Raw genomic sequence first — 12,908 nt, forward strand, 5'->3', positions numbered from 1 at the left:
CGGTACGACGAGACCCGGGAGGGCTCAACCATGTCCGTTTTCACGTCCCTTGGTGCGCTGCTCGTGCACCTTGCCGACCAGCTGCACCCGCTCTTCGGCGCGTCGGCGACGGCCGCCGCGATCGTCCTGCTCACCCTGTGCGTGCGGCTCGCGCTGCACCCGCTCGCGCGGGCGGCCGTCCGGGGTGAGAAGACGCGGGCCGCGCTCGCGCCGCGGATGGACGAGTTGCAGCGCAAGTACGGCCGTGATCCCGAGCGGCTACGGCGCGCGATGAGCGAGCTGTACGCGGAGGCGGGGGCCTCGCCGCTGGCCGGGTGCCTGCCGATGCTTGTGCAGTTGCCGGTGTTCTTCGTGATGTACCGCCTCTTCGGGGGCAGGGGCGCGACTGGGGGTGAAGGCAGCGAGGTGCTCGGCCATGCGCTGCTCGGGGCGCCGCTCGGCGGGCGGTGGGCGGACGCGCTTGCGGAAGGGGGCGTCTTCGGGGCGCAGGGGCTGGTGTATCTGGGACTGTTCGCGGCGATCGCGGCCGTCGCCACCTGGACGTACGTCCGGGCGCGGAAGGCGATGGCGGCCGCGCCCGCGGCGGTCGGCGCAGCCGGCGCGGGCCCCGCCATCGGGGCCCTGCCCGGCGGCATGACCAAGGTGCTGCCGCTGCTGTCCTTCGGGACGCTCGTCGCCGCGGCCGTCGTGCCACTCGCCGCCGGGCTGTACCTGGTGACCACGACAGCCTGGACCGCGGCGGAACGGGCCTGGCTGCAGCGCGGCGACCACGTCCAGGCGGCGGCCCGCAACCAAGTCCGGTAGACGGTCCGGGCGGTCATGGCCCCTGGGGCAGCTGATCCGCCGGCAGAACCTCAAGCTTGTCCCGTTGTTATTGCAGGGGCGCGAAGTTGCGACGGCAGCGTCAGGTGCGGCGGGCCAGAACGTAGGCCCGGCGGGTCTCGACTTCGTGGGCGTAGTGAGTGCGTTCCATGCGCATCTCCACGGTGAACCCGGCCGCTTCGAGCAGTCCGGCAACGTGCCCGGGTTCGAGAAAGCGGAAATCGAGGTCCACATCATGTCCCCACAACTCGTCCAGGTGCCGGATCTCCTCACCCATGTGGAAGGAGAGGAGGAGAAGTCCGGAAGGGCGCAGTACCCGCCCTGTCTCCTCGAAGGCGCGCTGCAGGTCGCCGGGATTGAGGTGAATGATCGTGTAGAAGGCGACGGCGGAGCCGAATTCGCCGTCTTCGGCGGGGAGTTCCAGCAGGTCGCCTTCTCGGAACTCCACCTGTGCAAATCGGCGGCGGCCAGCCTCGATCATGCCCGCGGACAGATCAATCCCGACCGTACGCGCGCCCTTCTCGGCAAGCCAGGCCGCGACGTGCCCGGGGCCACAGCCGAGGTCGGCGATCGCGGTCCCTCGTTCCGTCTGTTCCAGGAGGCAGGCGAGGAGCGCCCGGTCGAGCGGCTTCCCGGCGAGCTCGTCGTGCAGCCGGGCCGCGTACTCCTCGGCCACGGTGTCATAGCTGCGGCGTACGGGGTCGCGATGTGCATGATCACCCATGTGGGTAACCATGCCACGGGTCAGTTGGGCCCCGCCCTCTCGGGGCGGATCAAGGCACCCAAGAACTCTGGCAACCCGGCCGGCGCACCACCCGGGCAAGTTGATCAATACCTCAGATCAGGAAGACAAGCCCCGGCCCTGCGTGAGCACGCCGCCCCCGGCATCGCACGGAGCCGGGTCCGGGCGGCGTTGCGCGGCAGGCAGGTCAGCTCTGAACGGGCAGGGAGTAGCGGAGTTTCTCTTTGGCGCGTGCGCCGAGGCGCTCGTAGAAGCGGGCCGCGCCCTCGTTCCATGCGGGGGTCTGCCACTGCACCTCGGTCAGACCGAGGCCCCGCGCCTCGGCCATTACGGCGTCCATCAGCGCCGCGCCAAGGCCCAGGCTCCGGTTGCCGGCGCGAAGGAAGAGACAGTCATGTGGAGGTACTCACGGCCCTTCCAGGTGGAGAGTTCGGGCGCGCAGGTGGCATGGCCGACGACCTCGCCGTCGGGCAACTCCGCCACGAGGCAGCGCAACCGCGGTATCGGGGTGCCGAAGAGGAGGACCGCGAGCCGTTCCGCAAGGTCAGGGACCGGCGGTGCGGCCTTTTCGTACGAGGCGTGCTCCGCGACCAGTTCGGCGATACGCGACAGGTCGGCGGGGCGCGCATGCCTCACGCATGGAGCGCCCGTCATCGGACGCCTCCCGCCGTGGTGTCTGCGCCCCACGCGGCCAGCCGGTTCGCGAGCGGGCCGCTGCCGTCGAGGACATGCCGCGTGAACGCGTCGCGCTCATGGGCCAGGACGGCGGCTTCCCAAACGCAGGGCGCAAGCCCCACTCGCCCCGGTCGCAGCTGGTCGGGCTGCCCGGCCGGGCCGACGAAGACCGCCAGGTCGGACATGTATCCCTCGATCCAGCTGTGGACGAGGACGTAGTCCCCGTCGCCGCCCGCATGCACGATCAGCACGGCGAGCCCGAGTGACCCGCGGGAGCGCCCAAGCCCCAGATGTGCTCCGGCGATCCGCAGTGCCGCCGCCTCGTCCCGCTCCGTCACCACACGGCCCGGCGCCTCAAGGGCGTACACCTTCACCACATGACCACCGGCCTCGCGCGTACCCAAGGCCCGTGTGGTGCGCGCGTGGTGCTCATCGGCCAGGGCGAGAAGTGCTTCTGCGTCCACCGCTTGGGGCAGTTCCTCACGATCACTCATCCGGCCATCATGCAGTGCGCAGGCCCCGCCCGTCTCCGGCGGGCGTCCGTTCCGGCCGTCCCGTCGCTCACGTCGCGGCGGTGATGCGGCTGACCTGGAAGAACGCTCGGCGGCGCGCCGCAGCGGCCGACCATTGCCGGTCGGCCGCGCGGGGGCTGCTCCGCAACACAAGACCCCTGGTCCAGGGCTGGGAGCCCTGGTTGCGGGATAGACGGGATAGAGGAGATAGACGGGATAGAGGAGATAGACGGGATAGAGGAGATAGACGGGATAGAGGAGATAGACGGGATAGAGGAGATAGACGGGATAGAGGAGATAGACGGGATAGAGGAGATAGACAGGATAGAGGGGATAGAGGGGATAGAGGGGGTAGAGGGGATAGAGGGGCATCCGGCATCCCCAGCGGTGGCCGGGGCGCGGCGGATTCAGGAGCGCGGAGCGGGCCAACTGATGGTCCAGTACGTGAACGGGGTCTTGTGGAGTGGACCCAGCCCTTGGAGGATCGACCGATCCTCGACCGATGGCCGCCACCCATCGGTTGAGCCGGTCCCGGCAGTGTGTGGCCGGGGCGGTCCTTGACCACGGGAGAGTGACTGTGAAGCTGCTGCGTGTGGGAACGGCGGGGGCGGAGCGCCCGGCGCTGCTCGACCAGGACGGGATCCTGCGCGACCTGTCGGACCTGGTGCGGGACATCGACGGGGAGCTGCTCGCCGAGGAGGCCGCGCTCGCCCGCGTACGGTCGGCCGCCGCGAGCGGGGAGCTGCCGGCGCTCGACGGCGCGGGGCTGCGGGTCGGGCCACCGGTCGCCCGGATGGGCAAGATCGTGTGCATCGGGCTGAACTACCACGCCCACGCCCGCGAGACGGGCGCCGCGATCCCGAAGGAGCCGATCCTCTTCATGAAGGCCCCGGACACCGTCGTCGGCCCGGACGACACGGTGCTCGTGCCGCGCGGCAGCGTGAAGACCGACTGGGAGGTCGAGCTGGCCGTCGTCATCGGGAGTACGGCCAGGTACCTGGAGTCGGCCGAGGACGCACTCGGGCACGTCGCGGGCTACGCCATCGCGCACGACGTCTCCGAGCGCGAATTCCAGATCGAGCGTGGCGGCCAGTGGGACAAGGGCAAGAATTGCGAGACGTTCAACCCGCTGGGCCCGTGGCTCGTCACCGCGGACGAGGTCGGCGACCCGCAGGCCCTGCGGCTCAGGCTGAGCGTGAACGGGGAGGTCAAGCAGGACGGCACGACCGCCGACCAGATCTTCCCCGTGGGTGAAGTGGTGCGCTACGTGAGCCAGTTCATGACGCTGTACCCGGGCGACGTCATCAACACCGGTACGCCGGCGGGCGTGGCGCTCGGACACCCCGACCCGAAGCCGTATCTCCGGGCCGGGGACGTGGTCGAGCTCGAGATCGACGGGCTCGGGCGGCAGCGGCAGGTCCTCAAGGGGGCGTAGGCCCCGGGCAAGGCAGTCCTCCACACCCCGCCTCTCCTCTGCAGCCCGCCTCCGTTGGCGGCTACAGTCCGCCTCCGTTGGTGGCCGCACCGGCGCGGCCCGCCGCGATGAAGCGTTCCAGGGCCTCCACCACCAGGGCGTGGTCCTCGGCCTGCGGCAGGCCCGAGACCGTGACCGTGCCGACGACGCCCGCGCCCTCGACCGTGATCGGGAACGAACCGCCGTGGGCCGCATAGCGGTCCGGATCGAGCCGCGAGGACTCCTCGAACGTGGTGCCCTTGGCCCGGAAGCGGGTGCCTACGAGGTACGAGCTCTCGGCGTAGCGCTCGACCACGCGCCGCTTGCGGTCGATCCAGGCGTCGTTGTCCGCCGTTGCGCGGTCCAGAGCGAAGTGGAAGAGCTGCTGCGGGCCGCGCCGGATGTCCACGGCGACCGGCGCATGGCGCATCCGGGCGAGTTCCACCAGCAGCGAGCCCAGGTGCCAGGCGTCGTCGTGGGTGAAGGCGCGGAGCACGAGACGGCGCTCCTGGGCCTCCAGTTCCGGAATGAGCGCGCTCGCCGCCTCGCGGGGGTCGGGGGCGGCACCGGGCTCCACCGGTGCCGTCGGGCCGCCGGGGGCGGGGGCGTGTTCCGGGGCGGAACCGGTCCGGGCGCCCGTCGCGGCGGCGCCGCCGGTGTCCTGGCCCGCGCCACTCAAGCCGGCGCCACTCGGGCCACCCCCGCCGGGGCCGCCCGCGCCGGGGCCGCCCGCGCCGGGGCCGCCCGAGCCGCCAGGGCCGCCCGAGCCGCCAGGGGCGACCTGTCCTCCTCGTTCCACCGGTGCCGGAGCCATCACGCGTCACCTCCGATCGTGCCTGTTCCGATCGTGCCTCTTCCGACCGTGTCTGTTCCTGTCGTGTCTGTTCCGATCGCGACCGTACGGCCGCCCTCGCGCGCCGAGTCGAGAGCGGCCTCCAGTACGTCCAGGGCCGCCGCTGCCTCGTGCGCCGTCACCGGCGGCGGGGTGCCGTCCCTGAGCGCTGCGGCGATCGCCGCGTAGTACGCAGGGTAGTCGCCGGGGAGCGAGCGGACCGGCGTGCCGCCGCCGGTCAGCGGCGACTCACCCGCGCCCAGCCGCCCCCACAGCGACTCCGGCTCCGCGCCCCAGCCGGGCGCGGGCCGCATGCCCTCGCGGAGGGCGGCCTCCTGCGGGTCGAGCCCGTACTTCACATAGCCCGCCGCGCTGCCCAGGACCCGGAAGCGGGGGCCGAGTTGGGCGGCCGTGGCGCTGGCCCAGAGGTGGGAGCGGACGCCGTTCGCGTGCGTGATCGCGATGAAGGTGTCGTCGTCGGCCTCGGCGCCGGGGCGGCGGACGTCCGACTCGGCGTAGACCCGTACGGCCGGGCCGAAGAGGACCAGCGCCTGGTCCACGAGGTGGCTGCCCAGGTCGTAGAGCAGGCCACCGACCTCCGCCGGATCGCCGGACTCGCGCCAGCCGCCCTTGAGCTGCGGCCGCCACCGCTCGAAGCGGGACTCGAAGCGCTGGACCTCGCCGAGGTCACCGTCGGCGACGAGGGTGCGGAGGGTGAGGAAGTCGGCGTCCCAGCGGCGGTTCTGGAAGACGGACAGCAGCAGCCCGCGCTCGTCGGCGAGCGCGGCGAGGGCGCGGGCCTCGGCGGCGGTGGCGGCGATCGGCTTGTCCACGACCACCGGCAGGCCCGCCTTCAGAGCCTCGGTGGCGATCGGCACGTGGGTGCGGTTGGGGGACGCGATGACGATCAGGTCGAGCGCGTCCTCGCTGGTCCGGCCGCCACGGGCGGGGCCGGCGGCGCGGCCCCACAGTTCGTCCGGCGAGGCCGCGAACCGTACGTCCGGGTGCTCGGCGCGCGCCTGAGCCTGGCGGTCCGGGTTCGAGGTGACGACGGTGTCGAGGACGAGCCCGTCGGTCGCGGCGATCAGGGGGGCGTGGAAGACGGAGCCCGCGAGGCCGTATCCGACGAGGCCTACGCGGAGGGGAGCGCCTGAGCCCGTGCCCGAGCCTGTGCCCATGCCTGAGCCTGTGCTGGCGGTGCTGGCTGTGCCTGTCATGAGGCCCACTTAAGCAACGGTGTTGCCAAACGGCAAGCGGAAGGGAGAATGGCCACGTGAACAGGGGCAACTCCGGGGTCAATCTGCCCGCGCTGCGCAGCCACAACGCCGCGCTCGTGCTCGACCTGCTGCGCGCGGCGGGGCAGGGCGGCATCAGCCGCCTCGAGCTCGCCGAACGCACCCGGCTCACCCCGCAGGCCGTCAGCAAGATCACGGCGCGCCTGCGCGAGGAGGGCCTGGCGGCAGAGGCGGGCCGCCGCGCCTCGACCGGCGGTAAGCCGCGTACGGTGCTGCGCCTGGTGCGGGGCGCGCGCAGCGCAGTGGGGCTCCACCTGGACCGGGACGAGCTGACGGCCGTACTCACCGACCTGACGGGCGAGCCGGTAGCGGTACGGACCGCGCCCTTCGACTTCGGCGCGGGGGCGGAGGCCGTACTCGACGCCGTGGTGACGGAGGTCCGGACCCTGCTGCGCAGCGGGCCGGATTCCGGGCTCGGTCCCGTCATCGGGGTCGGGGTCGCGTGTCCCGGGCCGCTCGATCACCGGAGCGGGGTGCTCGGCCGGGTCACCGGACTGCCGCGGTGGGACGGCTTCCCGCTGCGGGACGCACTCGCCACGCGGCTCGGCCTCCCGGTCGTCCTCGACAAGGACACGAACGCGGCCGCCCTCGGCGTGGCGCTGCGCGCGGCCGGGAGCGAGTCGTTCGCGTATCTGCACCTCGGCACCGGACTCGGCGCCGGGCTCGTGTTCGGGGGCGGTCTCTACCGGGGGAGCAGGACCGGGGCCGGGGAGTTCGGGCACCAGGTGATCCAGCTCGACGGGCCGCCCTGCGAGTGCGGCAGCCGCGGCTGCGTCGAGGCGCTGTGCCTGGCGGCCGTCGCGCGCGGCGACACCGCGGAGGCGGCGCGCGTCCTCGGGACCGGGGCGGCCAACCTCGTGGGGCTGCTCGACTTCGACCGCGTGCTGCTCGGCGGCCGGACCGCCGTCGCCGACGCGGAGGTGTTCGTACGGGGCGTGGCTGCGGTGCTCGCCGAGCGCGCGGAACGGGAGGGTGCGGGCGCCGGGCGTACGGTGCCGGTCGCGGTCGCCCCGGACGGAGAGCGGGCCGTGGCGTACGGGGCGGCGCAGCTCGTCCTCGCCCCGCTGTTCGGCCGCGCGGAGCCGACGGAGGCGGCTGGCACACCGGATGCAATGGAGCCGGAGGAGGCAGTGGGATCTCCGCCGGATCAGCGGAACATAGGCTGATCGAGGGGGATTCGGGGGAAGGGTGCTCGCCCCGCCGCCGTGGTGCGCAGGGCCATCGGGGCTCGCGTGGCAGGGTCCTGTGGGCACCGGCCGGACCCGCCGCCGGTGCCGGCCCAACGCCGCTGAACGCCGCCGAACGCCGCTGAACGCCGCGAGCATCCACGAAGGTCCGCCCATGCGCCTCCGCACAGCCGCCGCTCCCGCCGCTTCCACCGTCCACCCCCGGCCCACGGCGCCCGCGATCGCCACCAAGGTCACCACCGCGCTTGCCGCCGCGGTGGCCCCGGCGCTCCTCCTGTGCGGGCCCGCGGGCACGGCCGCCGCGGACCCGACCCCGCCGCCCGCGGTGGGCACCCGCGCCCCAGAGCCGACCTGCGGTGACCCGGACAGCGCCGACTTTCCCCTCAAGGCGCGCATCCACAGTGGCCCCACGTCGTACGCACCGGGCGCCGACCCCAAGACCTGGAAGCTCGATCTGCGCAACACCACCGACGCCGACTGCCGCGCCGTCCACCCGGTCGCCGTGCTCGTCGACCACAAGCGGGCGCTCGCCAAGGACCGGATCGGGATGGAGTTCTACGACGGCCGGGACCGTACGTGGCGGCCCGTCACCTTCGAGACCACCGACGAGCACGAGCACATCGGCGTGTTCGAGGACGTCGGCTTCGACGGCTTCACCGTGGCCTCGGACGAGACGCTCACCGTCAAGGTGCGGATGGGTTTCGACGACCGTACGGAGGACGACCGCGTACGGCTCAACGTCGCTGCCATGCAGCGGCGCGAGGACGACGGCGACTGGGTCGGCGAGTCGAACGACTACGACTTCGCCATCCGCGCAGACGACGGGGACCGGCACGGGCACGAGCACGGGCACGAGCACGGACACGAGCACGAGGCCGGCAAGGAGGAGAGGCACGACGGCACCGCCGGCGGGCAGGGTCACGAGCACCGCCGTTCCGACGGCCCGGGTGCCCGGGACGCACACGGCAGCGAGCCCCAGCCCACCGCCGAGTCCGGCGCACTCGCCAGCACCGGCCGGGAGGTGCTGGCCTGGGTCTCGGGTGTGGCGGGCGTCTGCCTGCTGGCCGGGGCGGGCCTCGTGGCCCTGGCCCGGCGCCGCACCCGCTGACCGCCCCGCGCCGGCGGCAGACCGCTCTCGGCCGCTGACCGCCCCGCGCCCGCCCGTACCGTACGGGTCCGGCGGCGCCGCCCATCGCAAGCGAACTCCCCGAACCACCCCAACGAGCAGGCGCCCGGCGCACCCGTCCGCTCCGGCATCCCCGAGCGCGGACGCGTGCCCCAGGTCCTACGCCGTCAGGCCCCGGCTCTCAGCCTGCTCGACGAGCTCGACCGCTTCCCTTGCCCGACCGGCTCGCCGCCTTCGAGGTTCGGGACCGGCCCCGAGCGCGGCGAGCCGGCCCGTACGGCACGTGGAGCGGGTGCCGCCGGCGGACGGCGAGCGGGCCGGGCTCGAGAGCACGTATGTCTCCGTGGTGCGCGCGTCACGACTCGGCGCCGACGTCGACCCGGACTCCTCCTTCTTCGCCGACCTCCGCGACCGGCAGCACCGTACGGGCTGAACCGGGTCTCTTGATCGTCCGGACCGCCTGATCGTCCGGGCCGTGGACGACCGGGGTCGTCCACGGCCCCGCCCCGTTACCCTGTGACTTCGAACATTCGGCCACGCAGAGCGGAGATCAGTTCAGTGGCGGAGCGCAAGCCGATCGAGTCCTGGCTCACCGATATGGACGGGGTCCTGATCCACGAGGGCATCCCGATCCCCGGCGCCGACGCCTTCATCAAGCGGCTCCGCGAGTCGGGCAAGCCGTTTCTGGTGCTGACGAACAACTCCATGTACACACCGCGCGACCTGCACGCCCGGCTGGCGCGCATGGGTCTCGACGTGCCCGTGGGGCACATCTGGACCTCCGCCCTCGCCACCGCGCAGTTCCTGGACGACCAGCGGCCGGGCGGCACGGCGTACGTGATCGGCGAGGCCGGGCTGACCACCGCGCTGCACGACATCGGATACGTCCTCACGGACGCCGAGCCGGACTACGTGGTACTGGGCGAGACCCGTACCTACAGCTTCGAGTCGCTGACCAAGGCCATCCGCCTGATCAACGACGGAGCCCGGTTCATCGCCACGAACCCGGACGAGACCGGGCCCTCCGCGGAGGGCGCGCTGCCCGCGACCGGGTCCGTCGCGGCGCTGATCACCAAGGCGACCGGCCGCGAGCCGTACTTCGTCGGCAAGCCGAACCCGCTGATGATGCGGGCCGGGCTCAACGCCATCGGGGCGCACTCCGAGACCAGCGCGATGATCGGCGACCGGATGGACACCGACGTGCTCGCCGGGCTCGAGGCCGGGATGGAGACCTTCCTGGTGCTCACCGGGCTGACCAAGCCGGACGAGGTCGAACGCTTCCCGTTCCGTCCTTCGACCGTCGTGGACTCGATCGCGGATCTGGTGGAGAAGGTCTGACGGTCTCGCAGCTCGGACGGGGCCGGTTGCCCCGTGCGTAACTCAGCCGGTGGCGCCCCGTCACCGAACGGAGCAATCCGGACACGCTGCGGGTGCGACCGGCTGGGGAGCCGGTGAACCTTCAGGTGTGTGAGGAGGTTCAACGATGGGCTCTGACCCGCCATTCAGGCGCTCCCGGCCGTCGCGGCTGCGCCGTACGACGCGGCGGTCCCGGATGACCCCGGCGCTGCCCCGGCTGTCCCGTCTGTCTTATCTGTTCCGGTGTACGGCCGTGACCGCCGCGGCCGCCGCCCTGTGCTCGGCGGCCGCGCTGTCCGCCCACGCCGCCGAGTTCGACCCCGGCGACGCCCGGAACGAACCGTCCTCCGCCCCCCGCTCCAGCACGCTCTTCGATCCCTTCGCGGATCCCACCTCCGGCTCGTACGCCGGCGACTGGGAGGCGGCGGCGGACGGCCGCACCCGGGTCGCCGCCTCGTCCGGCATGCTCAAGGTCACCCCCTCCGCGGCCGCGCCCGGAGCCGAGGTCGAGATCCGCGTCCAGGGCGTCAAGGGGGCCAAGGACACCAGGATCCGGGCGCGGTCGAAGGTCTTCGTCGCGGACGCCGAGCTGGCGTCGGACGCGGGCGGCGCCCTCTTCGCCGAGGCGAAGATCCGCAGCACCGCGGCCCCCGGCAGGTACAAGATCACGTGCGACTGCAAGGCCGAGGGCACGATCACCGTCGTCGCGCCGCACGACAGCCCGACCGATAGCCCGACGGGCAGCCCGACCGCACCGGTGCGGGCCGGAGGCGGCGGCACCGCCGCGCTCGGAGCCGATGCCATGGAGAGGCAGAACGGCCCCGGGGTCGTCCACTTCATCGTCGCGGCAGGGCTCGCCGGGGGCGCCGGGCTCGCCGTCGCCGGTATCGCACTGCGCCGCCGCCGGGCCAACTCGGCGGGCGACTGAGGCAGGCGGTCCACCGTGTCCGGCCGGGACCGCGGCGGAGCGGGGCGCCTGGTCACCGGCCTGACCTGGGCGGTGGTGCTGCTCGGGTTCTGGCTGTGGGGCCGGGGGATCACCGAGGGCCACGGCATCGCAGCGCCCGCGACCGGCGATGTGGCCGCGGTCGGCCGACCCGGCGGCACCCCGCTGCCCCCGCCGTACGCGCCCCTGGCACCGGCCCGTCCCGAGCGGCTGCAGATCGGCTCGGTGGGCATACGGGCCCCCGTCGTCGAACGCGGCCTGGACGCGGACGGGGCCGTCGACCCGCCGCCGTACGACGCACCCGGCCTGGTCGGCTGGTACGGCGGCGGCCCCGCCCCGGGCGCCCCGGGCACCGCCCTCCTCGTCGGCCATGTCGACACCGAGTCCCAGCCCGCGGTCTTCTACCGGCTCGCCCATGTCAAGCCGGGCGAGCGGGTGAGCGTGAACCGGGAGGACGGGTCGGTCGCGGAGTTCACGGTGGAGGCGGTCGAGGTCTTCACCAAGGACCGCTTCGACCCGAAGCGGGTGTACGGTCCGCGCGACACGCACCGCTCCGAACTCCGCCTGATCACCTGCGGCGGCGCCTACGACCGCAAGCGCCACGCGTACACCGCGAACGTCGTGGTCTCGGCCTACCTGACCGCGGCCCGCACGAGGTGAGGGAGACGCAGTTCCCTCAGCGGGGCGGGCAGCCAGGACGTGGGGTGTAACAGCTGGTCGACGAAGCATGGGTGGGCGCATGGCCGAATGTGCCGTGTGTCAGCATGGATTCGACCGGTCTTGTCCCACCCGGGGCCGGGGCCCGCGGCGCGTGCCGCGCGGCACCGCCACCGGAGAAGTACAGCCAAGGGGGAGTGGATGTACGGCAGTTACACCGGCCGAGGGCCCGTCGCTGCGCGCGCCCGGCTCACGGCGGGGGCGGCAGCGGCAGGGGCTCTGCTCCTCCTGTCCGGCTGCTTCTCCTCGTCCGGCACCGACGACCAGGGCGGCGGGGCTCAGCAGCCCAAGTCCAGGGCCCCGTACTGGGTCAACCCCGACGGCAACGCCGCCAAGCAGGCCGCCGCCTACCGCAAGGACGGGCGCGAGGCGGACGCGAAGCTGATCGAGAAGATCTCGCGGCAGCCGGCCGCGGAGTGGATCGGGGTCGAGGACCCGGAGGGCCAGGCCCGCGGCTTCACCGAGGCCGCGGCCAAGGCCGACCGCGACGCGCTGCTGGTCCTCTACAACATCCCGCACCGTGACTGCGGTCAGTACTCGAAGGGCGGGGCCGCGGACGGCAATGCCTACCGCGACTGGCTCGGCAAGGCCATCAAGGGCATCGGCGACCGCCGCGCCACCGTCATCCTGGAGCCGGACGCACTGCTTCACGTCGTGGACACCTGCACCCCGCCGCAGTTGCACGAGGAGCGGTTCGCCCTGCTCAAGGAGGCTGTCGGGAAGCTGCAGTCGCTGCCGAACGTCAAGGTCTACCTGGACGCCGGAAATCCCGGCTGGAAGGACGACCCCGGCCAGCTGGTCGAGCCGCTGAAGCGGGCAGGCATCGTCGAGGCTGACGGCTTCGCGCTGAACACCTCGAACTTCCAGACCGTCGAGGCGAATGTCGCGTACGGCAAGAAGCTCTCGCCGATGGTCGGCGACAAGCCCTTCGTGATCGACACCAGCCGGAACGGCAACGGCCCGTACACCAAGGGCGATCCGCAGGAACGCTGGTGCAACCCGCCGGGCCGGGCACTCGGCGAGCCGCCGACGACGGAGACCGGTGAGGAACTCGTCGACGCGTATCTGTGGATCAAGCGCCCCGGCGAGTCGGACGGCGACTGCAAGGGCGGCCCGGCGGCCGGCCAGTGGTGGCCCAAGTACGCGCTGGAGCTGGCCCGTAACGCGGATCGCTCCAGTTAGCGAGGGTGCGTGGCAGGTGCGCACCGGTGCACGCACCACCTCCGTGCGATGCGCACCATCCAG

General features: G+C 72.8%; 14 protein-coding genes and 1 pseudogene. 9 read left to right on the forward strand and 6 right to left on the reverse strand.

All coding sequences use genetic code 11. The features are described 5' to 3' along the window. The first annotated feature begins 30 nt into the window (after positions 1 to 30). On the forward strand, positions 31 to 804 hold the full coding sequence (locus ACTWP8_RS16220) for a YidC/Oxa1 family membrane protein insertase (RefSeq protein WP_443322870.1): 774 nt from the start codon (positions 31 to 33) through the stop codon (positions 802 to 804). Between the two features lie 100 nt (positions 805 to 904). On the opposite strand, the gene ACTWP8_RS16225 is transcribed toward ACTWP8_RS16220, so the two are convergent. From ACTWP8_RS16225 to ACTWP8_RS16240, 4 genes are all read right to left on the reverse strand, one after another. Next, complete coding sequence (locus ACTWP8_RS16225; protein ID WP_443322871.1) at positions 905 to 1,546, reverse strand: class I SAM-dependent DNA methyltransferase; 642 nt, start codon at positions 1,544 to 1,546, stop codon at positions 905 to 907. Positions 1,547 to 1,751: 205 nt separating this feature from the next. After that, the gene (locus ACTWP8_RS16230) at positions 1,752 to 1,892 is read right to left on the reverse strand and encodes a hypothetical protein (RefSeq protein ID WP_443322872.1); all 141 of its coding nucleotides are present in this window, start codon (positions 1,890 to 1,892) and stop codon (positions 1,752 to 1,754) included. Positions 1,893 to 1,903: 11 nt separating this feature from the next. Beyond that, positions 1,904 to 2,200, reverse strand: coding sequence for a GNAT family N-acetyltransferase (locus tag ACTWP8_RS16235; protein WP_443322873.1), 297 nt, complete (start codon positions 2,198 to 2,200; stop codon positions 1,904 to 1,906). A 14-nt stretch (positions 2,201 to 2,214) separates the two neighbouring features. Continuing rightward, positions 2,215 to 3,123: a hypothetical protein gene (locus ACTWP8_RS16240; protein ID WP_443322874.1), complete on the reverse strand. Its 909-nt coding sequence runs from the start codon at positions 3,121 to 3,123 to the stop codon at positions 2,215 to 2,217. 205 nt (positions 3,124 to 3,328) lie between these two features. On the opposite strand from ACTWP8_RS16240, the gene ACTWP8_RS16245 reads away from it, so the two are divergent. Continuing rightward, positions 3,329 to 4,186, forward strand: coding sequence for a fumarylacetoacetate hydrolase family protein (locus tag ACTWP8_RS16245; protein WP_443322875.1), 858 nt, complete (start codon positions 3,329 to 3,331; stop codon positions 4,184 to 4,186). Between the two features lie 61 nt (positions 4,187 to 4,247). Here ACTWP8_RS16245 and ACTWP8_RS16250 read toward each other — a convergent pair whose 3' ends face one another. Next, positions 4,248 to 4,781 carry a heme-degrading domain-containing protein gene (locus ACTWP8_RS16250; protein WP_443322938.1) on the reverse strand — a complete coding sequence of 178 codons (534 nt, stop codon included), beginning with the start codon at positions 4,779 to 4,781 and terminating at the stop codon, positions 4,248 to 4,250. Between the two features lie 236 nt (positions 4,782 to 5,017). Continuing rightward, positions 5,018 to 6,214: a Gfo/Idh/MocA family oxidoreductase gene (locus ACTWP8_RS16255; protein ID WP_443322939.1), complete on the reverse strand. Its 1,197-nt coding sequence runs from the start codon at positions 6,212 to 6,214 to the stop codon at positions 5,018 to 5,020. A 95-nt stretch (positions 6,215 to 6,309) separates the two neighbouring features. On the opposite strand from ACTWP8_RS16255, the gene ACTWP8_RS16260 reads away from it, so the two are divergent. From ACTWP8_RS16260 to ACTWP8_RS16290, 7 genes and pseudogenes are all read left to right on the forward strand, one after another. Continuing rightward, a complete protein-coding gene (locus ACTWP8_RS16260) occupies positions 6,310 to 7,497 on the forward strand; it encodes an ROK family transcriptional regulator (protein WP_443322876.1) in 1,188 nt (395 codons plus the stop codon). 175 nt (positions 7,498 to 7,672) lie between these two features. Then, entirely contained in the window at positions 7,673 to 8,626 is a 954-nt protein-coding gene (locus tag ACTWP8_RS16265) for a hypothetical protein (protein ID WP_443322877.1), read from the forward strand. Between the two features lie 147 nt (positions 8,627 to 8,773). Further along, a pseudogene (locus tag ACTWP8_RS16270) lies at positions 8,774 to 9,059 on the forward strand (hypothetical protein); the annotation flags it as partial. 143 nt (positions 9,060 to 9,202) lie between these two features. Continuing rightward, complete coding sequence (locus ACTWP8_RS16275) at positions 9,203 to 9,982, forward strand: HAD-IIA family hydrolase (protein WP_443322878.1); 780 nt, start codon at positions 9,203 to 9,205, stop codon at positions 9,980 to 9,982. A gap of 145 nt (positions 9,983 to 10,127) precedes the next feature. Beyond that, entirely contained in the window at positions 10,128 to 10,928 is an 801-nt protein-coding gene (locus ACTWP8_RS16280) for a hypothetical protein (RefSeq protein ID WP_443322879.1), read from the forward strand. A 15-nt stretch (positions 10,929 to 10,943) separates the two neighbouring features. Beyond that, on the forward strand, positions 10,944 to 11,606 hold the full coding sequence (locus ACTWP8_RS16285) for a class F sortase (protein WP_443322880.1): 663 nt from the start codon (positions 10,944 to 10,946) through the stop codon (positions 11,604 to 11,606). 198 nt (positions 11,607 to 11,804) lie between these two features. Beyond that, complete coding sequence (locus ACTWP8_RS16290) at positions 11,805 to 12,845, forward strand: glycoside hydrolase family 6 protein (protein ID WP_443322881.1); 1,041 nt, start codon at positions 11,805 to 11,807, stop codon at positions 12,843 to 12,845. The last annotated feature ends 63 nt before the right edge of the window (positions 12,846 to 12,908 follow it).

The organism is Streptomyces sp. 7N604 (assembly GCF_052245475.1).
GTDB lineage: Bacteria > Actinomycetota > Actinomycetes > Streptomycetales > Streptomycetaceae > Streptomyces.

Excerpts from the sequence above, each read along its gene's own strand:
- ACTWP8_RS16280 (WP_443322879.1), top strand. The coding sequence starts at position 10,128 with ATGGGCTCTGACCCGCCATTCAGGCGCTCCCGGCCGTCGCGGCTGCGC.
- ACTWP8_RS16290 (WP_443322881.1), top strand. The coding sequence starts at position 11,805 with ATGTACGGCAGTTACACCGGCCGAGGGCCCGTCGCTGCGCGCGCCCGG.
- ACTWP8_RS16230 (WP_443322872.1), bottom strand. The coding sequence starts at position 1,892 with ATGGCCGAGGCGCGGGGCCTCGGTCTGACCGAGGTGCAGTGGCAGACC.
- ACTWP8_RS16240 (WP_443322874.1), bottom strand. The coding sequence starts at position 3,123 with ATGCCCCTCTATCCCCTCTACCCCCTCTATCCCCTCTATCCCCTCTAT.
- ACTWP8_RS16265 (WP_443322877.1), top strand. The coding sequence starts at position 7,673 with ATGCGCCTCCGCACAGCCGCCGCTCCCGCCGCTTCCACCGTCCACCCC.
- ACTWP8_RS16255 (WP_443322939.1), bottom strand. The coding sequence starts at position 6,214 with ATGGGCACAGGCTCGGGCACGGGCTCAGGCGCTCCCCTCCGCGTAGGC.
- ACTWP8_RS16220 (WP_443322870.1), top strand. The coding sequence starts at position 31 with ATGTCCGTTTTCACGTCCCTTGGTGCGCTGCTCGTGCACCTTGCCGAC.
- ACTWP8_RS16225 (WP_443322871.1), bottom strand. The coding sequence starts at position 1,546 with ATGGGTGATCATGCACATCGCGACCCCGTACGCCGCAGCTATGACACC.